Raw genomic sequence first — 18,825 nt, 5'->3', positions numbered from 1 at the left:
CTTGTCCCCGCCCTTCAGCGGGCGGTACATCGGCGTGGCCCGTCGCCGGCGACCGTGCGTTGCTCGGGCACCTGGTGCGGAACCTGCTGGCCAACGCGGTCCGGCACAACCGGGCGTGCGGTCGGGTGAGCGTCACGACCTCCCCCGACGGCTCGTTGACGGTGTCGAACACGGGGCCGGTGATAGAGCCGGACGACGTACCGCGCCTGCTGGAGCCGTTCCGGCGCCGCGCCGAACGGTTGCACACGGCCGGCGAGGGCGCCGGGCTGGGGTTGTCGATCGTGGCCTCGATCGCGCGGGCCCACGGCGCGGAGCTGAGGGCCTGGGCCAACCCGGCACCGGAGGGCGGTCTCACGGTCCGCGTCGAGTTCCCCGCGCCCGGCCGCCCTACCCCCACCCCGGACCCCGTCCCCGCCTCCGCCCCCGTCTGCCGCGCCGAAGAGGTCCCCCTTCGGTGAATCCGAAGACCGGCTGTGTACGGTCGATTGAATGAGCAAGTACGTCCGAGCCCGTCCCGGTCGCCCCGTCCGCACGCGAGCCCCCCGGCAGCGCAACCTCCGGGCCCTCGCCGTCGCGGCGGGCCTCGGCCTGCTCCTCTTCACCGCCGGCTGGGTCCACGTCGCCCGTGACACCCCGGGCGCCGACCCCGGGACAGCCCACCCGGACTCCCGCCCGAGGACCGCCGCGGACCGCGCGGCACTCGCCGAGGACCGGGCCCGCCCGCGGGGCAACGACGCCCTCCCGGGGCTCGGCAAGGCCACCCGCGCCAGGATTCCCAAGGACTCCCGGCAGTTGATCGTGGTCACGGGCAAGTCCGCGGTCTCCTCCGAGTCCGTCGTGACCCTCTGGTCCCGCTCCGCGCCCGGCGGAGACTGGAACCGGGCGGACAGCTGGCCCGCCCGCAACGGGGCCAAGGGCTGGTCCGCGCCCGAGGAGCGGACCTACGGTGACCTGACCTCCCCGCAGGGCGTCTACTCGCTGACCGACGCGGGCGGTCTGCTGCCGAAGCCGCCGGGCACGAAGTTCTCGTACGACGAGGACGACGGCTTCGTCGCCACGGGCACCGGCGTGAACGGCGAGCCCCTGACCGGCGCCTTCGACTACGTCGTGGCGATCGACTTCAACCGTGAGCGGGGGGTGTCGCCGCTCGACCCGCGCAAGCCGCAGGGCGAGGAGCGGGGCGGCAACATCTGGCTGCACGTGGACCACGACGGCCCCTCGCAGGGCTGCGTCGGCATCCCCAAGGAGGCCATGAAGAAGCTCCTGCAGACCCTGGACCCGGCGGCGAAGCCCGTCGTCGTCATGGGGCCGCGGGGATTCTGACCGTCGCCTCCCGGCGATCGCCGCGGCCTCCCCGCGCGAGCAGCGCGATGTACGCGAGGTCGAACACCGAGCACAGCAACCCGAGCCCGAGGATGAACGGGGAGTCCTCGATCACCCCGAAGAGCACGGTCGGCGCCGCCGTCCCGAGCCACTTCGCGACGGCGATGACGAGGGACTGCCCGCGCGGCCCGCGCCGGCCCGCGTACAGGGCGATGAACAGGCCGGACATCAGCAGGTTCTGCAGGAACGCGGAGTAGCGCGACGCGTCGTGCGTCCCGAAGTGCGCCACGAACAGCCACTGCACGGCGAAGGCGCTGCCGAAGACGAGCGCGCTCCATCCGGCGAACAGCGGCCGGGTCACGAACTCCGGCAGCTCCGCCCGCCCGAACCGCAGGTAGGTGCCGATGATGACGACATCGGCGGCGGCCCACACCACGTTGACCACGCCTTGGGCGGACACCCCCGCGAGGAAGTCGGTCGCGGCGTACGTAAATTCCCAGGCGAAGTTCAACGCGAGGGCGGCGACCGGCATGGCGTACGTCCGGTCCCGCAGTCCGACGCGGATCGCCTCCGCGTACACGAGCGTCCACGCCACCGCGCTGAACAGGGTCAGGAACAGTTCCACCCGCGTCTCCCGCGCTCGCGTCTCCTCGGTCGCCCGCACCCTAGGCCCCGGCCGCCCGATCACGCCAGGCCCGATCCCGCCGGGCCCGCACCCGGGCCGGTCCGGTCGAACCCCTTGCCTGACGGACCGTCAGCTATGACGATGGCCCCCGGTGCCGGCCTTCCGAACAGGTCGGCCTCCCGAACAGGACGAACTCCGCACAGGTCGACGTCGAAGGCGAGGTGGGGACGGTCATGGCGCGCGTGTTTCCCGAAGGCCGGCTGGTGTACGGGATGCAGCTCCCGATCCAGTCGCAGAGCACCATCTACGCCGAGCCCTGGGAGGCGACGGCCGGCGCCGTCGAACTCGCCGAGGTGGCCCGGGCCGCCGACCGGGCCGGCTTCGGCTACGTGGCCACCTGTGACCACGTGGCCATCCCGCGCGGGATGGCCGGGCCCATGAGCACCGTCTGGTACGACCCGGTGGCCACCCTGTCCTTCCTCGCCGGGATCACCGAACACGTCCGGCTGCTGAGCCACGTCGCGATCGTCGGCCTGCGACATCCGCTGATCACCGCCAAGCAGTACGCCACGCTCGACCACCTCTCCGGCGGTCGCCTGATCCTCGGGGTCGGCGCGGGGCACGTGCGGGAGGAGTTCGAGGCCCTCGGCGTCGACTTCGAGCGGCGCGGGGCCGTGTTGGACGAGACCCTGGACGCGTTGCGGGTGGCGCTCGGGCCCGAGGAGTACCCGGAGTTCGAGGGCGAGTCGTTCTCGTTCCGGGACCTGGGCCAGCTGCCCCGGCCCACGCAGACCCGCGTCCCCGTCTGGGTCGGCGGCTCCTCGCCGGCCGCCGTGCGCCGCGCCGCGGTGCGCGGCGACGGCTGGCTCCCGCAGGGGGATCCGCGCGACCGGCTCCCGGAGCGGATCGCCCGGATCAGGGAACTGCGCGAGGCGGCGGGGGTCACCCGCCCCATCGAGATCGGCGCCATCACCGAGCCCCTGTACGTGGGCGAGCCCGGCTGGGACACCGGCCGGCGGGCCCTCACCGGCAAGGCCGAGGCGCTCGCGGAGTCCCTGCGGGAGTACCGGGCGCTGGGCGTGGACCAGATCCAGGTCCGGTTCCGCAACCGCGACGTCGCCGAACTGACCGACCAGATCGCCGCCTTCGGGGCCGAGGTGGCCCCCCTCCTCAACGACTAGGGCAGGAGCACCCGCCATGGGCAAGCTGGACGGACGCGTCGTCGTCATCACCGGTGCCGCGCGCGGTCAGGGCGAGCAGGAGGCCCGGCTGTTCGCCGCGGAGGGCGCCAAGGTGCTCCTGGGCGACGTGTTGGACGAGCAGGGCGCCGCGGTCGCCAAGGAGATCGGCGAGGACCGGGCCCGGTACGTGCGGATGGACGTGAGCCGCGAGGAGGACTGGGCCGCCGCGGTCGAGGCGGCGAAGGAGGCGTTCGGCCGGATCGACGGGCTGGTCAACAACGCGGGCATCCTGCGCTTCAACGAGCTGACCGCGACCCCGCTGGAGGAGTTCCAGCAGGTGATCCTGGTCAACCAGGTCGGGGCGTTCCTCGGCATCAAGGTCGTGGCGCCCGAGATCGCGGCGGCCGGCGGGGGCACGATCGTCAACACCTCCTCGTACACGGGCCTGACGGGCATGGCGTACGTCGGCGCGTACGCGGCGACCAAGGCCGCGATCCTGGGCCTGACCCGGGTGGCGGCGCTGGAGCTGGCGGGGAGGAACATCCGGGTCAACGCCATGTGCCCGGGCGCCGTGGACACGCCGATGTCCAACCCGGCGCTGCTGGATCCGGCGGGCGTGAGCGACGAGGCCAGGGACGCGATGGCCGAGCTGTACAAGCGGGTCGTGCCGATGGGGCGGGTCGGCCGGCCGGAGGAGATCGCGCGCCTGGCGCTCTTCCTGACCGGCGAGGACTCCTCGTACATCACCGGACAGCCGTTCGTCATCGACGGCGGCTGGATGGCCGGCGTCAGCATCCTCTAGACGTCATCTGATGGGGCGTCAGGTATTGACGCTCCGGCCCCGGCGGTGGAACAGTCGGGACATCGAATCTGACGCAACGTCAGAAACCAAAGGACGGTGAACCCCCTTGGAATTCGGGCTCTTCGTGCAGGGATACGTGCCTGAGGCGCGGTCCAAGGTCGACCCCGAGGCAGAGCACAAGGCGCTGATCGAGGAGACCGAGTACGTCATCCAGGCCGACAAGTCCGGCTTCAAGTACGCCTGGGCCTCCGAGCACCACTTCCTGGAGGAGTACTCGCACCTCTCCGCGAACGAGGTGTTCCTCGGCTACCTCGCCCACGCCACCGAGCGCATCCACCTCGGCTCCGGCATCTTCAACCCGCTGGCCCCCGTGAACCACCCGGTCAAGGTCGCGGAGAAGGTCGCCATGCTCGACCACCTCTCCAAGGGGCGCTTCGAGTTCGGCACCGGCCGCGGCGCCGGCAGCCACGAGATCCTCGGCTTCCTCCCGGGCATCGAGGACATGAACGGGACCAAGGAGATCTGGGAGGAGACCATCGCCGAGTTCCCCAAGATGTTCCTCCAGGAGGAGTACGAGGGGTTCAGCGGCAAGCACTGGTCGCTGCCGCCGCGCAAGATCTTCCCCAAGCCGTACGGCAAGGCCCACCCGGCCATGTGGTACGCCGCCGGATCCCCCACCTCGTACGCCATGGCCGCCAAGAAGGGCCTCGGAGTCCTCGGCTTCAGCGTTCAGAAGGTCTCCGACATGGAGTGGGTGCTGGAGCAGTACAAGACGGCCATCCAGGAGGCGAAGGCCATCGGCGCCTTCGTCAACGACAACGTCATGGTCACCTCCACCGCGATCTGCGCCGAGACCCACGACAAGGCGGTCGAGATCGCCGTCAACGCCCACATGAACCGCTTCCAGTCGCTGGTCTTCCGCTACCACGACACCTTCCCGCGGCCCGAGGCGATCCCGCAGTGGCCCGAGACGCTGCCCGAGTACAACGCGGAGATCATCGAGCTGCTGATCGCCGAGGAACTGCTGATCTGCGGAGACCCGTCCGAGGTGCTCCGGCAGTGCAAGCGCTGGGAGCAGGCGGGTGCCGACCAGCTGTCCTTCGGCCTGCCGACCGGGGTGTCCTACGAGGACACCATGACCACCGTGAAGCTCATCGGGGAGCACGTCATCCCGAAGATCGACACGGACCCGGTGCACCGCACCACCCGCTTCCGCGAGGCCTCCGGGCCCTGACCGGACACCCGACCCGGGCGGCGTCTTCCCGGACCGCCGCCCCGGAAAGGGGCCTCGGGGACCGAGCCCCCGGGCCCCACGCGGAACCGGCCGGAGCGCGCACGGGCCGCGGCCGACCCCTGCGCCCTCCGGCCGTCCCGGCCGAGCCAACCCACCCTCACCGGCCAATTCAGCCTCGCCTCAAACGCCGGCAGGGCTGGTGTTGCCCGGCCGCGCCTCAAGCGCCGGCAGGGCTGGGCGCGACGCCCCGGCCCCCGTAAGACCGCGTCAGCGAACTCGTCAGGGAAGAAGGGACGTCATGCTCGACCATCTGATCAGGGGAGCCACCGTCGTGGACGGGACCGGCGCCCCCGCCTTCGTCGCCGACGTCGGTACGAGGGACGGCCGGATCGCCTTCATCGCCCCGCCGGGCACCGTCACCGAGGAGGCCCGGACCAGCGAGGACGCCTCCGGGCTCGTCCTGACCCCCGGGTTCATCGACCCGCACACGCACTACGACGCCCAACTGTTCTGGGACCCGTACGCCACGCCCTCCATGAACCACGGCGTCACCACCGTCGCCGGCGGCAACTGCGGTTTCACGCTCGCCCCGCTCCACCCCGACCGGCCCGAGGACGCCGACTACACCCGGCGCATGATGAGCAAGGTCGAGGGGATGGCCCTCAAGGCCCTCGAAGAGGGCGTCGACTGGACCTGGTCCTCGTTCGGCGAGTACCTCGACGCCCTGGAGGGCCGGATAGCCGTCAACGCCGGTTTCATGGTGGGGCATTGCGCGTTGCGCCGGTACGTGATGGGCGAGGACGCCGTCGGCGGGCAGCCCACGCCGGAGCAGATGCAGGAGATGCTCGACCTGTTCCACGACGCGATGAACGCGGGCGCCTGGGGCCTGTCCACCACCCAGTCCTCCACGCACTCCGACGGCGCCGGCTCCCCGGTGGCCTCCCGCCACGCGAAGCCGGAAGAGCTGCTCGCGCTCTCCCGCGCGGTCTCCGAACACGAGGGCACCCAGCTCGAAGCGATCGTCGCGGGCTGCCTCGACCAGTTCTCCGACGAGGAGATCGACCTGTTCGTCGAGATGAGCGCCGCCGCCGGCCGGCCCCTGAACTGGAACGTCCTCACCGTCGACGCGTCCGTCCCCGAGCGCGTCCCGCGCCAGCTGATCCCCAGCGAGCGCGCCCGCAAGGCGGGCGGCCGGATCGTCGCGCTCACCATGCCGATCCTGACCCCCATGAACATGTCGCTCGGCACGTTCTGCGCGCTGAACCTCATCCCCGGCTGGGGCGAGGTCCTCGGGCTGCCCGTCCCTGAGCGGATCGCGAGGCTGCGCGACGCCGACGTGCGCGCCGAGATGCTGCGCCGCGCGGACAGCAGGGAGGCGGGCGTCTTCCGGCGCCTCGCCGACTTCGGGCGCTACGTCATCGGCGACACGTACAGCGAGGAGAACGAGGGCCTCTCGGGCCGGGTCGTCGGCGACATCGCCGCCGAGCGGGGCCAGGACGCCTTCCACTGCCTGGTGGAGATCTGCGCCAACGACGACCTGCGCACCGTCCTGTGGCCGATGCCCACCGACAACGACCCGGCGAGCTGGACCCTGCGCCAGGAGACCTGGCAGCACGAGGACGTGATGCTGGGCGGCTCCGACGCGGGCGCCCACCTGGACCGGATGTGCGGCGCCCCGTACACGACCCGCTTCCTCGGGGACTGTCTGCGCGGACGCCGGCTCCTGCCGCTGGAACAGGCCGTACGGATGCTCACGGACGACCCGGCCCGACTGTTCGGGCTGCGCGAGCGCGGCCGGATCACCGAGGGGTTCCACGCGGACCTGGTGCTCTTCGACCCCGAGCGGATCGAGGCCGGGCCGGCGACGCTCGTGCACGATCTGCCCGGGGACAGCCCGCGGTTGGACGCGCGGGCGATCGGGATCGTGTCCGTGCGCGTCAACGGCGTGGAGACCATCCGCGACGACGAGGTGACCGGCGCGATCCCCGGCATCGTGCTGCGCTCCGGCCGCGACACGAGGACGGTGAGCACCCGATGACCTCCGCCGGACCGCAGCGGCTGTACATCGCAGGCGAGTGGGTCGAACCGGCCGCCGGCCACTACGAGGTGGTCAACCCGGCAGACGAGTCCGTCGTCGGACTCGCCCCGGAGGCCACCCGCGCCCAGGTCGAGGAGGCGGCGCGCGCGGCGGCGGAGGCCTTCGAGGGCTGGTCGCGGACGACGCCCGAGGCACGGGCCGCGATCCTCGACCGGGCCGCCGACGTCATGCAGCGCGAGTACGAGCCGTGGGCGGAGCTGGCCCGCGCCGAGACGGGCGCGCCCACCGGCATCGCGCGCGGCATGCAGGTCGGCGTGGGCGTGGCCCGCTTCCGGCGGTACGCGAAGGGCGCCCTGGAGCCGGTGGAACGCGGTCTGCCGCCGCAGGTCACCGACGCCGGCCCGATGGGGCGGGCGAGCATCCTGGGCGCGCTGGAGGTGCGCCGGCCGGTCGGCGTGGTCACCTGCGTGACCTCGTACAACAACCCGTGGGCGAACCCGGCGGGCAAGGTGGCCCCGGCGCTCGCCATGGGCAACACGGTGGTGGTCAAACCGGCCCCGCAGGACCCGCTGTCGGTGTTCCGGATGGCCGAGGCCCTGCACGAGGCCGGGGTCCCGGCGGGCGTGGTGAACGTGGTCTGCGGCACCTCCGTCGAGGTCGGCGAGGCGGCCGTCGACTCCCGCCACGTGGACATGGTGTCCTTCACCGGCTCCACGGCCGTCGGGCAGCGCATCGCCGAGGTGTGCGGCCGGACGATGAAGCGGCAGTTGATGGAGCTGGGCGGCAAGGGCGCGGCGATCGTGCTGGAGGACGCCGACCTCGACGCGGCGGTGGCGGGCATCGGCACCACCTTCTCCTTCTACTCCGGTCAGATCTGCACCGCCCCGACCCGGGTGATCGTCCACCGGTCGGTGTACGAGCCGCTGGTGGAGAAGCTGACCGGCTACCTGGCCTTCATGAAGGTCGGCGACCCGGGCGAGCGCGGCACCGTGGTCGGCCCGGTGATCTCGGCGGCGCACCGCGACCGCGTGGAGTCGTACGTCGAGCTGGGGAAGAAGGAGGGCGCGCGGATCGCGTACGGCGGCGAACGCCCGGTCGTCGGGGCGGGCCGCGGCTTCTACGTCGCGCCGACCCTTCTCGTGGACTGCACGAACGACATGCGGGTCGTCCGGGAGGAGATCTTCGGGCCGGTCGTGGTGGTCGTCCCCTTCGACGGTGGCGAGGACGAGGCCGTGGCCCTGGCCAACGACAGCGACTTCGGGCTGCTCTCCTACGTGTGGTCCGGGGACTCGGCGCGGGCCTTCCGGGTCGCCCGGCGGCTGCGCGCCGGCGGCGTCGGCATCAACACCATCGGCCGGAACATGGAGGCCCCGTTCGGCGGCTTCAAACGGTCGGGGGTGGGCCGGGACGTCGGCTCGTACGCCCTGCACGCCTACAGCGAGATCCAATCGATCGTCTGGCCGGGCTGAGGACCGGGCGGGGGCCGTCGCGGCGCGGCCGGGCCGGGAGCGCCCCGAGCCCGGCCGCGCCACCGGCCCTACCCGCGCTCCGGCCAGGGGTGGCCGAGGGCCTCGGCGTGTTCCCGGCTGCCGCCCCGGACCTCCGCGAAGGACTTCGGGTCCGTCGAGGCCAACCGGTCCAGCACGGCGGCGGCCTGCTCCTCGATCGGGGTCCCGTCTGCCGGGATCCGCCACCCGAACTGGAGCCACGGCCCCACGCGGTCCCGGTTCCCGGCCGCGAGGCCGGGCCAGTACGTGAAGGACACGTCCACGGTGTCGGGTTCGTTCCAGACGGTGCCGACCCAGTCCCGCAGGGCGTCCCAGCGGGCCAGCAGATCGGGGCGCTCGCGCAGGCCGTCCGAGACGAGCCGCGCCACGCTGCGGGCCGGCCAGGACCAGGGGCGGTCCCGGTCGGCGCGCTCCAGCTCGGCGTCGTAGGCGACGGCGTCGAAGCGGTACTCCGGTGGGGTCGGCCCGACCGCCCCGCGCCAGTCGCCCCACACCACCTCCTCGCCCTCGCGGCGGATGGTCACGTACAGCGCACCGCAGCAGCCCTCGGTGCAGTACGCCTCGGCGAGCCGCACCTCCCGGGGCTCGGCGCCGGCCCGCAACAGCCCGGTGTCGAGGAGCCGTTCCGGGCTCTCGCCCGGCCCCTTGCCGAACAGGGCGGGTACCAGCGGGCGGCCGTCGACCAGGATCCGGGTCTCGACGCCGCCCCGGTCGCCGGGGTCCTCGGCGACCACCTCGATCCGCAGCCGTTCCCCGTCCGGCGGGACGCGGAACGGCTGCCGTCCGGTCCGCGCCGTCCAGTCGGCGCGCCGGCGTTCGGCGGGGTCGTCGGGCGCGTCGTCGGGGGGCGGCGGGGCGGCCGGCAGCCGCCCCAGCGCGTCCAGCAGCACCTCGCGCCGGCCGGGACGCCAGTCGAGCAGTGCGGCGGGACCGCTGTGCAGGTCGAGGGCGATCGACAGGAGCACCGCCCGGTGCCCGGGGGTCGACGCCAACAGGTCGGCGTGCCCGATCAGCGTCTCGTACGTCTCCATCGCGGGCCCGTAGTCGAGGATCTCGGCCCGGACGTCGTACTGGTCCGCCATCCGGCGCAGCAGCCCGGCGGCCCGCAGGAGCAGCGCCGGGTCACGCGGGTGCGCCCGGAGCAGCCGGTGGAGGTCGGTGGCCTCCGCGATCCGCCGGGCGTATCCCATCGTCCGGAAGTCGGGCGGCAGCCCGGTCAGGGCGGCGAGCGTGGCCGTGTCGTCGCCCGCCTCCACGGCGTCGAGCAGCGGGTACAGCGCGGTGTCGCGGACGCGGGTGCGCAGCATCAGCAGGCCGGCGGCCTGCCGGTCCAGGCGGTCGAGCGCGGCGACGGCGGGCCGCTCGAAGCCCCGGAGCGTCCCGAGGACCGTGAGCCAGGGCACGTCCTCCGGTTCGCCCAGGCGGATCAGCAGCCCCAGGCCGACCTGGACGGCGGCCGGGGTGGTGCCGGTGCGCACCAGCCGTCGGCCGGTCCGCCGGGCGGCTGCCTCGTCGGTCAGGGGCAGCCGCACGACACAGGCGCGGACGGTGCGGTGGGGCATGACGAGCGAGCGGACCCGCAGGTGGACGGCGGCCGCCGCCCGGACCGGGTCGGGGTCGGCCAGGGTGTCGGCGAGGGCGGAGGCGACTTCCTCCTGTGCCTCGCGCAGGGTCAGGCCGGGCCGGCCGGGCTCCGGCGGCCCGTCGGGCAGCGGGTAGCCGCGCGCGGGGACCCGGCCGTCCGGCTCGATGCCGCGGCGGAAGAGCGCGTAGTCGTGCAGGGAGGTCTCGTGCGGAGAGGTTTCCCGTGGTGCGCTCTCGTGTGGAGACGTCGCGGGGGGAGAGGGCCGGGAGGTGGGCGCGGTGCGCTCCTCGGGGGCGCTCAACGGGCGGGGTGGTGCTCGATTCCGTGAGTCATGGGCCCGAGCCTGCCAGGTGGGTTCAGGGGACGTCCAGTGAAATGCGGCCTCGCGCGCGGGGTGCTCACCCGCGGGCCGTCGACGGTGACCGGGACGTCGGGGGAGTGGCCCAGCAGGGTGAGCGTCTCGGGGTGGCCGGCCTTGATCAGGGTGCGCAGGCCGTGCCGGACGACGCGATCCGTCGTGGTGTCGGCGTCGGTGCGCCACTTCGCGGCGATCTCCATGGCGAGCCCGGGGTGGTCCCGGCTGATGTCGTTGAGATGGTTGGACACGGAGCGGCGTAGCGGTGCGCAGCACGGCCTCGAAGGCGGGTCAGTCCTCGGGCAGGTCGGCGAGGACGGCGTCGCGGACCGCGGCCACGCGGGCGCTGAAGCCGAGTCCGTCGAGGGATCCGGCGCGGGCGGTGAGGGCTCGGGAGCGGCGCGTGCGGGCCGCGCGGGCGAGCAGACCGGCCAGGTTACTGACGGTATCCGCGCTGAGGAGCTCGTCGGCCGTGGGCATGGGGCCAGTCTGGCGGGCGGCGCCCCGGTATTGGGGGCCCGAAAATTTGCACGGGAAAGTTTTGAAACGGGCATAACGGGCAAGGCTGCGGTTTCCGCATTCCGGAAGCTTTGCCCCCGAGCCTTCCGAAACATGAATAGATGCCCGAGTGAACCTTGTATTGCCAGAGTGTGAACTGTCTCGGCCTCAAGATTCCAAGGAATTTGGACCCACGCGGTAACGGACCTTGGTCCTCCGGATGAGGAAACCGCAGCATCTAACGTCCCTACCCATGACACAGCTGGACGTTCGGCCGCGGGTCGGAGACACGGTAAGCGGCGTCGCCGAGGGCGACGTTCGTGGCAAGGGCCTCGGCAAGGGGTCCGTCGGACTGGTGGGAAGCGCCGTCATCGGCATCTCCACCGTCGCCCCCGTCTACTGCCTGACCTCGACCCTCGGCTCCACCGCCGGGGAAGTCGGCGTCCAGATGCCGGCGGTCTTCCTGGCCGGCTTCCTCCCGATGCTCCTGGTCGCCTTCGCGTACCGCGAGCTGAACAAGGCCATGCCGGACTGCGGCACCTCGTTCACCTGGACCGTGAAGGCCTTCGGCCCGCGGATCGGCTGGATGTGCGGCTGGGGCCTGGTGATCGCCACGATCATCGTCCTGTCCAACCTGGCCGGCGTCGCCACCTCCTACTTCTGGCTGCTGGCCGGCGAGATCACGAACAATCCGTCGATCTCCGCCCTGGACGACAACAAGCTCGTCCACATCGCCACCTGCCTCACCCTCATCGCCACCGCGACCGCCATCAGCTACCGCGGCATGACGGCCACCAAGGGCGTCCAGTACGCCCTGGTCGGCCTCCAGCTCGCCGTCCTCGCCATCTTCGTCGCCATGGCCTTCCAGAAGGCTTCCGCCGGTTCCTTCGACACCGGCCTGGACTTCTCCTGGCAGTGGATGAACCCCTTCGCGGTCGAGTCCATGGCCGCCTTCACCGCCGGACTCTCGCTCTCGATCTTCATGTACTGGGGCTGGGACGCGTGTCTCGCCACCAACGAGGAGACCACCGGCTCCGCCAAGACCCCGGGCCGCGCCTCGCTCATCGCGATGATCGTCCTCGTCGGCTCGTACCTGGCCACCGGCATCGCCGCCCAGATGGCCGTCGGCTCCGGCACCTCCGGCCTCGGCCTCGGAAACCCGGAGACCTCCGACAACGTCTTCGCCGCTCTCGCCGGCCCCGTCATGGGCCCGATGCTCGGCATCCTGCTCTTCGTCGCCGTCCTCGCCTCCGCCACCGCGTCCCTGCAGACCACCTTCATCCCGGTCGCCCGCACGGTCCTCGCGATGTCCACGTACGAGGCGCTGCCGTCCTCCTACGCCAAGGTCCACCCCCGGTTCAAGACCCCCGGCCGCGCCACCGTCATGGCGGGCGTCGCCACCGGCGTCTTCTACACCGTGATGACGCTCGTCAGCGAGAACGTCCTGACCGACACGATCTTCGCGCTCGGCCTGATGATCTGCTTCTACTACTCGCTGACGGCCTTCGCCTGCGCCTGGTACTTCCGCAAGGAACTGCGGAACTCGGCCCGCGACCTGTTCTTCAAGGGCGTCTTCCCGGTCCTCGGCGGCCTGCTGCTCGCCACCGTCTTCTTCAAGACCCTCATCGACATGTGGAACCCGTCCTACGGCTCCGGCTCCACGGTCCTCGGCGTCGGCAGCGTCTTCATCATCGGCGTCGGCCTGCTGGCCCTCGGCCTGGTCGTCATGTTCGTCACCGAACGCCGCAGCCCCGCCTTCTTCCGCGGCCAGGTCCTGACGAAGGCCACGCCGGCCCTGGTGGTCGAGGACTGACCCCGGCGGGCCCCGCGGCCCGCCCCGCCACGCCGCCGTGTCATCCCCGGGGCCCCGGATCGTTCCCCACGGTCCGGGGCCCTCGGCGTCCGCCGGCCCCCGCGAGCGGCGAGCCGCGGTGACCCCGGCCGAGCGGCGTCGTTGTTCCGGCCATGAAGAAGACCATGAAGCGCAATCTCGCCGCCCTGGTTCTTTCCGGCGGCGCCGCCCTCGCCCTCACCCCGGCCGTCGCGCACGCCGACGGACCGGTCGTCCAGGGGGACACCCCGATCACCAAGCGGGTGGTGGAGATCGCCGACCACCCCGCGCAGACCGTCACCGACGCCAAGACGGCGGTCAACGTCACCGCCTCGGCGGCCGGCAGCGCCACCAAGGCCACCGACGCCTCCCTCTCCGGAGCCGGCACGGCCCTGACCGCCGGCCTGCCGAAGGCCCCCGGCGTCGGCTGACCCCCGGGGCGTGCCTCAGCCCCAGGCGCGGGAGCAGAGCACCAGGCGGTAGCCGTCGGGGTCGGCGACCGTGACCCCGTGCTCGTCCCAGTAGGGGTTGTGCGAGGAGACGCGGGTGCCGCCGTGCTCGATCAGGCGCTGGACGAGGGCCGGCTCGGGCTCCCGGCCGAGGTAGACGACGAACAGGTCGTCGACCGTCGGGGACGGCGCGATCGGGTCCTCCGGGTCGTGCGTCAGCTCGAAGTGCCAACCGCCCCCGGGGAGTCCGACCATCACCAGATCGTGCTCCCCCGACACGTGACCGCTGGTGCGCCACAGGACGTCCAGGCCGAGCCCGTCCACGTAGAACCGCTCGGCGGCCTCCAGGTCGAGCGAGGGGCGGGCGACACGAACGTGCGTACGTGAATCGATCATGCGGGGCAGGGTACGCCGCCGTGCGCCGGGGAGCCGGATCGCGCGGGGAGATCCGTCAGATGGGGGCGGACGGGTGGCCGGGCGGGCGGATGGGGTGGGCAGACGACTGCCGGCCGGGCCGTGCGCGGAGCGCTCAGGCGCCCACGCGCGCGCCGGTGACCTTCGCCGTGAACGCGTCGAGGTTCCCGAGCGCCCGCTCGATCCGCTCCTCCAGGCTCAGGGTCTCCACGTAGGCCCCCGTCGCCCGCTTGGACCGCCGCTTGCCCCGCAGGTACAGCGAGCAGGCCAGGTCGGCGCACAGGTAGATGCCGACGGTGTTGCCCTCCCGGCCGCGGGCCCCGGCGAGGGGAGCGGACAGCAGCGCCACGTCGGACGAGGCGTGCCCGGTCAGGCAGACCATGCAGATGCTGGACTTCAGGGCACTGGCGCCGTTCGACGCGGGCACGCGCAGGGTGATGCCCACGGGCACGCCGTCGGGGCCGGTCCGCACGAGGTGGGCGCGCAGCGGGGCACCCGGGTCCACCCAGCCGAGGAAGTCCAGGTCCTCCCAGGGCAGGTCGCCGAAGTCCAGCGGCAGCCGGAGGCGGGAGGCCTCGCCCTTCGTGCAGTTCACGAAGGAGCCACGGATCTGTTTCTCGGTGAGCGGGTCCATGCGGGGGACGATACGCCGATATGCGTGCCCGCTGCACGTGCTTTGTCCCGCGCTGCCGACCGCCGGAGCCCGCGCCCGGCGAGACGATCACGTGAAGCGGCGGTGAAAAGCAGGTGCGGGCGGTCGGGGGCCCGCCCTAGCGTGAGGCGGTGAGCAGCGACTATCCATTCGCCGACGGGCACAATCTCGTCTGGGACCTGACCGGCTTCGGGCCGGACGAGGAGATGGTCGAGTCCTGCTCGCTCTCGCGGGAACAGTTCCTCGTGGTCCGGCACCTGTTCGTGCTGGGCGACGATCCGTGGATGGTGACGGGGGAGTACCGGGTGGTGCCCGGCATATGGCCCCACCTGCGGCGCATCGTCCCGGGTCTCGGTTTCCAGCGCGACGCGGACTACTTCCTCGGCGCCCGTCAGGCCCTGCCTGACGGGCGCTTCTGGCGTCCGGCGATCGGCGTGACCGCGCCGGGACCGATACCCCCGCCGTAGTCGTACGGAGCGCTAGCCGGTGACGCCGCCGAGGAACGCCGTCCACACGGCGGGCGCGACGGCGAGCTGGGGACCGGCGGCGACCTTGGAGTCCCGGACGTGCACGGTGTCGGCGCAGGCGGCGACCTCGACGCAGTCGTCGCCTTCGCTGCCGCTGTAGGTGGACTTGTGCCAGGAGAGGGCGACCTCGACGCAGTTGTCCCCGTCGCCACTGCTGTAGCTGCTCTTGAACCACCGCAACTCGGAGCCGTTCACAGAGAACCTCGCATTCGCATCAACAGGCCCGCGCTGTCAGCCGGATTGAGGGCCTGGATGCGAAGTTTGGCATACCGCTGGTGAAGGACGCTGACGGCTTTGGGGTCGGTGATCACATGGCCCGTCTTCTGTCCCTCGCTGTACCCCAGCCACTCGTGTTCCCAGGTTTCGAGGAGCCGGAAGGGCCCGTCGGCGCCCGCGTGCACCGGCTGGACGAGCGGCATGATCTGGATGTCCACGTTCGGCAGCAGCGAGCACTCCAGCAGGTGGCCGATCAGCTCGCGGGTGACCTCCTTCCCGCCCGTCTGCCGCTCGATCAGGCTCTGCTCGACGATGAAGCTGAACATGATGTACGGGACGCGCAGCAGCAGCTTCTGTCGCTCCGACCGCGCCACCATCCGCGCTTCCAGGTCGCTCGCGGTGGGCAGCGGCGGCACCGTCTCGAAGAGGGCCCGCGCGTACGGCTCGGGCTGCAACAGGCCCGGGACGGCCCGGCATTCGTACGTGTTGAGGGCGATCGCGCCGTCCTCGTGCTCCGCCCACCGGCGGAACCACGACGCCAGCCCCCGCCTGCGCTGCAACTGCTTCGCCGCGAGCCGGATGACGCCGAAGGCGTCCAGCACCTCCTCCGCCTTCTCCACGAACTTCGTGGACGGGTGGCGGCGGCCCTGCTCCACCGAGCCGATGTACTGCACCGAGTAGCGGATCAGGGGGTGCAACTGTTCCTGCGTCAGGCCCGCGCGTTTGCGGAAGGCCTTGACCGTCTCGCCGAAGTGGCGCAGGTCGCCGTCCGGCTCGGGACCGCTTTCACCGTTGTCGTCGACACTCGCCATGGAGGTCACCTCCCGGCCATCAGGCTCACCGACGGTGACCGCGCCTGTCCAGCGCGTGGACTCGTACAGATGAAAAGTAGCGGTCGGATTGCTGGGAACCCCCTTGCCCGCACGGGACGTTGATCTCATGACCGCACCCGCCGGGTCCGCCGGCCACCTCGTACGTGTGTTCACTCAGCGTTTCAGCTCGACCCCTCGCGGCGCCCGCCTCGGCCGCCGGTTCGCCCTGCTGACGCTGCACGACTGGGGCATCCCCCACCGCTCCGAACTGTCCGACGACGCCGCGCTGCTCGTCGCCGAACTCGCCGGGAACGCCGTCACCCACGGCCGGGTCCCCGGGCGGGACTTCGAGCTGCGGATGGCCCTGCTCGAAGGGGTGCTCCGCATCGAGGTGTCCGACGCGCGGGCCGGCGGCCGGCCGGCCGTGAGCCCGTACGTGCACCATGCGGAAGGCGGTCACGGTCTGCGGCTCGTCGCGGCCGTCGCCCACGACTGGGGGGTCGTGTCGAGGACGGTCGGCAAGACGGTGTGGGCGGAACTCGTCACGCCGACATCCGCCGCCCCCTGATCCGTTCCGCTAATTCGTTCGACACGGGTTGCCCGCCGTACGACACTGCCCGCGATGACACGACGAACCGATACGCCCCCCGCCTGGGACGAGCGTACGCAGCTGACCACCTTCCTCGAATACGCCCGCGACACGGCCCGCGCCAAGTGCGAGGGGCTCTCCGCGGAGGACGCCCGCAAGGCGCCGCTCCCCGGCTCGCCCCTGATGACGTTCTGCGGACTGATCGGCCACATCCGGTGGGTCGAGTACCACTGGATCCAGGTCGTGTTCCTCGGCGAGGAGGTCGTCGGGCCCTTCGCCGAGTTGACCGAGGAGGACCCCGACCCCGAGATGCGGCAGTCGCTCGACGTCCCGCTGCCCCGCCTCCTCGCCGAGTACGAGGAACAGAGCGCCCGCTACCGCGCCCTGCTGGCCGAGCACGACCTGGACGCGAAGGCGGTCCGTCCCATCCGGGACGGCCGCCACGTGGACCTCCGCTGGATCCTCCTCCACCTCATCGAGGAGACCTCCCGCCACAACGGCCACCTCGACATCCTCCGCGAACTCCTCGACGGCCAGACCGGCGTCTGAGCCGGGCGGGCGGGGGCGCGTCGGACGCGGCGACGGCCTCCGGCAGCGCCCTTCGCGAGGGGGGGAGGCTCCGACGGGGCCTGACGGCGGCCCCCGGGCGCGGGCTACGGCGTGGGCGGAAGCTTCGGCAGGTCGGTCGGGAGGTCGGTCGGGAGGGCGGTCGGGAAGCGGTCCGACGCGTACCGGTCGAAGGTCTCCGTCGCCCCGCCGGCCCAGGCGACCTTCAGCTTCTTGGCGTCCACGGACTCCACCCGCCCCTTCGTCCGCTTGCTGCCCGCCGGGCACGCCAGGTCGATGGTCGCGCCGGTGGCGGAGCCCTCGCAGACGATGCCGGTCGCGGACTCCGACAGGAAGGCCGACTTGCCGTTGACGGTGAAGACGACGCCCATGCCCGGCGTGGCCGAGGCGATCCAGGCCCCGTCCAGGCTGCCGGCCGCCGAGTCCTTGCCCGTGCCCCCGGCCGTGGATCCGGCGGCCGGGCTCGAAGGTGAGCCCGAGGCCGCCGGGGAGCCGGATGCGGGCGCCGGGGACTTCGACTGCTCCCGCTTCGCGTCGTCGCCCTTGTCCGCACCGCCGCCGCCACAGCCGGTGAGCGTGAGCGCGAGGGCGGTCGCCGCGCCGGCGGCGACGAGGCGGACGCGCTGGTTCGTGTGCATGAGTGATCCCCCGGTGGACGCGACCCGATCGGTCGAACGCGTCAACGTACCAGGGGTCCCCCGTCCCCGCGCCGGGGAGGCGGGCCGGTCAGGGGCACGGCGGGCCGGTCAGAGGTACGGGGCGAACTCGTCCAGGGTGGACAGCACTTCGGCCTCCCCCGCCGACGGGAGTTGCAGCACCACCTCCTCGATCCCGAGGCTCTCGTAGTACGCGAGCTTGCCCGCGTTCGGGCGGACCGCGTACGGGACCACCTGGAGGTCCTTCGGGTCGCGGCCCGCGTCCTCCCACACCTGCCGCAGCACCGGGACGGACTCGCTCAGGCCGCCGCCACCGATCGGGAGCCAGCCGTCCGAGTGGTCGGCGACGGCCGCGAACAGCTTCGGGCCGGCCGCGCCGCCGATCAGGGTGCGGGGGCCGTGGAGGGTGCGCCCGGGACCGAGGTCACGCGCGGGCCGCACCGGCTTGGGGTACGCCCGGCTGGCCTGCACGGAGCCGTACACGCCCTCGTACGCGGTGGGTTCCGGAGCCCACAGGGCCCGCATCAACGCCATCCGGTCCCGCACCAGTTCGCGCCGCCCGGACCACTCGACGCCGTGGTCGGCGGCCTCCTCGACGTTCCAGCCGTAGCCGATCCCGAGCGTGAACCGGCCGCCGCACAGGTGGTCCAGCGTCGCGACCTGCTTCGCGAGGGCGATCGGATCGTGCTGGGTCACCAGGGTGATGCCGGTGCCGAGGTCGAGGCGCTCCGTCACGGCCGAGGCCTGGCCGAGGGCCACGAACGGGTCGAGGGTGCGCCCGTACTCCTCCGGGAGGTCCCCGCCCATGGGCGCCGGCGTGGCCCGACTCACCGGGATGTGGGTGTGCTCGGGCAGGTAGAGCCCGGAGAACCCGCGCTCCTCCAAGGCACGGGCGAGGCCGGTGGGGGAGACGGTGAGGTCGGTGAGGAAGATGGTGACGGCGATCCGCATGGCTGAGGCACC

General features: G+C 72.3%; 22 protein-coding genes. 12 read left to right on the top strand and 10 right to left on the bottom strand.

The window, feature by feature from the left end:
- The first annotated feature begins 59 nt into the window (after positions 1–59).
- Entirely contained in the window at positions 60–458 is a 399-nt protein-coding gene (locus OTB19_RS13915) for an ATP-binding protein (protein ID WP_420716838.1), read from the top strand.
- A gap of 31 nt (positions 459–489) precedes the next feature.
- Complete coding sequence (locus OTB19_RS13910) at positions 490–1,323, top strand: L,D-transpeptidase family protein (RefSeq protein WP_267798463.1); 834 nt, start codon at positions 490–492, stop codon at positions 1,321–1,323.
- Here OTB19_RS13910 and OTB19_RS13905 read toward each other — a convergent pair.
- Positions 1,301–1,948 carry a hypothetical protein gene (locus tag OTB19_RS13905; RefSeq protein ID WP_267798462.1) on the bottom strand — a complete coding sequence of 216 codons (648 nt, stop codon included), beginning with the start codon at positions 1,946–1,948 and terminating at the stop codon, positions 1,301–1,303. The genes OTB19_RS13910 and OTB19_RS13905 overlap by 23 nt on opposite strands.
- 233 nt (positions 1,949–2,181) lie before the next feature.
- On the opposite strand from OTB19_RS13905, the gene OTB19_RS13900 reads away from it, so the two are divergent.
- From OTB19_RS13900 to OTB19_RS13880, 5 genes are all read left to right on the top strand, one after another.
- Positions 2,182–3,129, top strand: coding sequence for an LLM class F420-dependent oxidoreductase (locus OTB19_RS13900; protein WP_267798461.1), 948 nt, complete (start codon positions 2,182–2,184; stop codon positions 3,127–3,129).
- Between the two features lie 16 nt (positions 3,130–3,145).
- Positions 3,146–3,931 (top strand): SDR family NAD(P)-dependent oxidoreductase, encoded by a 786-nt coding sequence (locus tag OTB19_RS13895; protein WP_267798460.1) that lies wholly within the window; start codon positions 3,146–3,148, stop codon positions 3,929–3,931.
- A 106-nt stretch (positions 3,932–4,037) separates the two neighbouring features.
- Positions 4,038–5,165 (top strand): LLM class flavin-dependent oxidoreductase, encoded by a 1,128-nt coding sequence (locus tag OTB19_RS13890; RefSeq protein WP_267798459.1) that lies wholly within the window; start codon positions 4,038–4,040, stop codon positions 5,163–5,165.
- A 298-nt stretch (positions 5,166–5,463) separates the two neighbouring features.
- Positions 5,464–7,203 (top strand): N-acyl-D-amino-acid deacylase family protein, encoded by a 1,740-nt coding sequence (locus tag OTB19_RS13885; protein ID WP_267798458.1) that lies wholly within the window; start codon positions 5,464–5,466, stop codon positions 7,201–7,203.
- A complete protein-coding gene (locus tag OTB19_RS13880; RefSeq protein WP_267798457.1) occupies positions 7,200–8,672 on the top strand; it encodes an aldehyde dehydrogenase family protein in 1,473 nt (490 codons plus the stop codon). Before OTB19_RS13885 ends, OTB19_RS13880 begins: the two co-directional genes overlap by 4 nt.
- Before the next feature lie 68 nt (positions 8,673–8,740).
- Here OTB19_RS13880 and OTB19_RS13875 read toward each other — a convergent pair whose 3' ends face one another.
- The 3 genes from OTB19_RS13875 to OTB19_RS13865 are packed head-to-tail and all read right to left on the bottom strand — an operon-like array spanning position 8,741 to position 11,131.
- Positions 8,741–10,597: a hypothetical protein gene (locus OTB19_RS13875; RefSeq protein WP_267798456.1), complete on the bottom strand. Its 1,857-nt coding sequence runs from the start codon at positions 10,595–10,597 to the stop codon at positions 8,741–8,743.
- Entirely contained in the window at positions 10,594–10,902 is a 309-nt protein-coding gene (locus OTB19_RS13870) for a hypothetical protein (protein ID WP_267798455.1), read from the bottom strand. The genes OTB19_RS13875 and OTB19_RS13870 overlap by 4 nt, the downstream gene beginning before the upstream one ends.
- A 40-nt stretch (positions 10,903–10,942) precedes the next feature.
- Positions 10,943–11,131 carry a hypothetical protein gene (locus OTB19_RS13865; RefSeq protein ID WP_267798454.1) on the bottom strand — a complete coding sequence of 63 codons (189 nt, stop codon included), beginning with the start codon at positions 11,129–11,131 and terminating at the stop codon, positions 10,943–10,945.
- A gap of 271 nt (positions 11,132–11,402) precedes the next feature.
- Here OTB19_RS13865 and OTB19_RS13860 point away from each other — a divergent pair, with 271 nt between their 5' ends.
- Entirely contained in the window at positions 11,403–12,962 is a 1,560-nt protein-coding gene (locus OTB19_RS13860; RefSeq protein ID WP_267798453.1) for an APC family permease, read from the top strand.
- Between the two features lie 152 nt (positions 12,963–13,114).
- On the top strand, positions 13,115–13,411 hold the full coding sequence (locus tag OTB19_RS13855) for a hypothetical protein (protein ID WP_267798452.1): 297 nt from the start codon (positions 13,115–13,117) through the stop codon (positions 13,409–13,411).
- A gap of 15 nt (positions 13,412–13,426) precedes the next feature.
- Here the strand turns inward: OTB19_RS13855 and OTB19_RS13850 are convergent, their stop codons facing one another.
- Positions 13,427–13,825 carry a VOC family protein gene (locus OTB19_RS13850; protein ID WP_267798451.1) on the bottom strand — a complete coding sequence of 133 codons (399 nt, stop codon included), beginning with the start codon at positions 13,823–13,825 and terminating at the stop codon, positions 13,427–13,429.
- A gap of 133 nt (positions 13,826–13,958) precedes the next feature.
- Positions 13,959–14,477 carry an FBP domain-containing protein gene (locus tag OTB19_RS13845; protein ID WP_267798450.1) on the bottom strand — a complete coding sequence of 173 codons (519 nt, stop codon included), beginning with the start codon at positions 14,475–14,477 and terminating at the stop codon, positions 13,959–13,961.
- 149 nt (positions 14,478–14,626) lie between these two features.
- On the opposite strand from OTB19_RS13845, the gene OTB19_RS13840 reads away from it, so the two are divergent.
- Complete coding sequence (locus OTB19_RS13840; RefSeq protein WP_053678895.1) at positions 14,627–14,962, top strand: hypothetical protein; 336 nt, start codon at positions 14,627–14,629, stop codon at positions 14,960–14,962.
- A gap of 12 nt (positions 14,963–14,974) precedes the next feature.
- On the opposite strand, the gene OTB19_RS13835 is transcribed toward OTB19_RS13840, so the two are convergent.
- On the bottom strand, positions 14,975–15,217 hold the full coding sequence (locus tag OTB19_RS13835) for a DUF397 domain-containing protein (protein WP_267798449.1): 243 nt from the start codon (positions 15,215–15,217) through the stop codon (positions 14,975–14,977).
- On the bottom strand, positions 15,214–16,050 hold the full coding sequence (locus tag OTB19_RS13830; RefSeq protein WP_267798448.1) for a helix-turn-helix domain-containing protein: 837 nt from the start codon (positions 16,048–16,050) through the stop codon (positions 15,214–15,216). The genes OTB19_RS13835 and OTB19_RS13830 overlap by 4 nt, the downstream gene beginning before the upstream one ends.
- Before the next feature lie 127 nt (positions 16,051–16,177).
- Here OTB19_RS13830 and OTB19_RS13825 point away from each other — a divergent pair, with 127 nt between their 5' ends.
- Positions 16,178–16,618 carry an ATP-binding protein gene (locus OTB19_RS13825; protein ID WP_267798447.1) on the top strand — a complete coding sequence of 147 codons (441 nt, stop codon included), beginning with the start codon at positions 16,178–16,180 and terminating at the stop codon, positions 16,616–16,618.
- A 54-nt stretch (positions 16,619–16,672) separates the two neighbouring features.
- Entirely contained in the window at positions 16,673–17,188 is a 516-nt protein-coding gene (locus OTB19_RS13820) for a DinB family protein (RefSeq protein WP_267798446.1), read from the top strand.
- A gap of 104 nt (positions 17,189–17,292) precedes the next feature.
- Here OTB19_RS13820 and OTB19_RS13815 read toward each other — a convergent pair whose 3' ends face one another.
- A complete protein-coding gene (locus OTB19_RS13815; protein WP_267798445.1) occupies positions 17,293–17,844 on the bottom strand; it encodes a hypothetical protein in 552 nt (183 codons plus the stop codon).
- A gap of 108 nt (positions 17,845–17,952) precedes the next feature.
- A complete protein-coding gene (locus OTB19_RS13810) occupies positions 17,953–18,813 on the bottom strand; it encodes a TIGR03619 family F420-dependent LLM class oxidoreductase (RefSeq protein WP_267798444.1) in 861 nt (286 codons plus the stop codon).
- Positions 18,814–18,825 lie beyond the last annotated feature (12 nt).

The sequence above is a fragment of the Streptomyces sp. H27-H5 genome (assembly GCF_026627505.1).
GTDB lineage: Bacteria > Actinomycetota > Actinomycetes > Streptomycetales > Streptomycetaceae > Streptomyces.
This window is presented reverse-complemented; position numbering and strand designations above follow the sequence as displayed.

Bases quoted from the DNA above. Each gene is read 5' to 3' on its own strand.
- OTB19_RS13865 (WP_267798454.1), bottom strand. From the start codon at position 11,131: ATGCCCACGGCCGACGAGCTCCTCAGCGCGGATACCGTCAGTAACCTG.
- OTB19_RS13855 (WP_267798452.1), top strand. From the start codon at position 13,115: ATGAAGAAGACCATGAAGCGCAATCTCGCCGCCCTGGTTCTTTCCGGC.
- OTB19_RS13895 (WP_267798460.1), top strand. From the start codon at position 3,146: ATGGGCAAGCTGGACGGACGCGTCGTCGTCATCACCGGTGCCGCGCGC.
- OTB19_RS13860 (WP_267798453.1), top strand. From the start codon at position 11,403: ATGACACAGCTGGACGTTCGGCCGCGGGTCGGAGACACGGTAAGCGGC.
- OTB19_RS13825 (WP_267798447.1), top strand. From the start codon at position 16,178: ATGACCGCACCCGCCGGGTCCGCCGGCCACCTCGTACGTGTGTTCACT.
- OTB19_RS13885 (WP_267798458.1), top strand. From the start codon at position 5,464: ATGCTCGACCATCTGATCAGGGGAGCCACCGTCGTGGACGGGACCGGC.
- OTB19_RS13820 (WP_267798446.1), top strand. From the start codon at position 16,673: ATGACACGACGAACCGATACGCCCCCCGCCTGGGACGAGCGTACGCAG.
- OTB19_RS13810 (WP_267798444.1), bottom strand. From the start codon at position 18,813: ATGCGGATCGCCGTCACCATCTTCCTCACCGACCTCACCGTCTCCCCC.
- OTB19_RS13880 (WP_267798457.1), top strand. From the start codon at position 7,200: ATGACCTCCGCCGGACCGCAGCGGCTGTACATCGCAGGCGAGTGGGTC.
- OTB19_RS13910 (WP_267798463.1), top strand. From the start codon at position 490: ATGAGCAAGTACGTCCGAGCCCGTCCCGGTCGCCCCGTCCGCACGCGA.
- OTB19_RS13900 (WP_267798461.1), top strand. From the start codon at position 2,182: ATGGCGCGCGTGTTTCCCGAAGGCCGGCTGGTGTACGGGATGCAGCTC.
- OTB19_RS13845 (WP_267798450.1), bottom strand. From the start codon at position 14,477: ATGGACCCGCTCACCGAGAAACAGATCCGTGGCTCCTTCGTGAACTGC.
- OTB19_RS13850 (WP_267798451.1), bottom strand. From the start codon at position 13,825: ATGATCGATTCACGTACGCACGTTCGTGTCGCCCGCCCCTCGCTCGAC.
- OTB19_RS13830 (WP_267798448.1), bottom strand. From the start codon at position 16,050: ATGGCGAGTGTCGACGACAACGGTGAAAGCGGTCCCGAGCCGGACGGC.
- OTB19_RS13815 (WP_267798445.1), bottom strand. From the start codon at position 17,844: ATGCACACGAACCAGCGCGTCCGCCTCGTCGCCGCCGGCGCGGCGACC.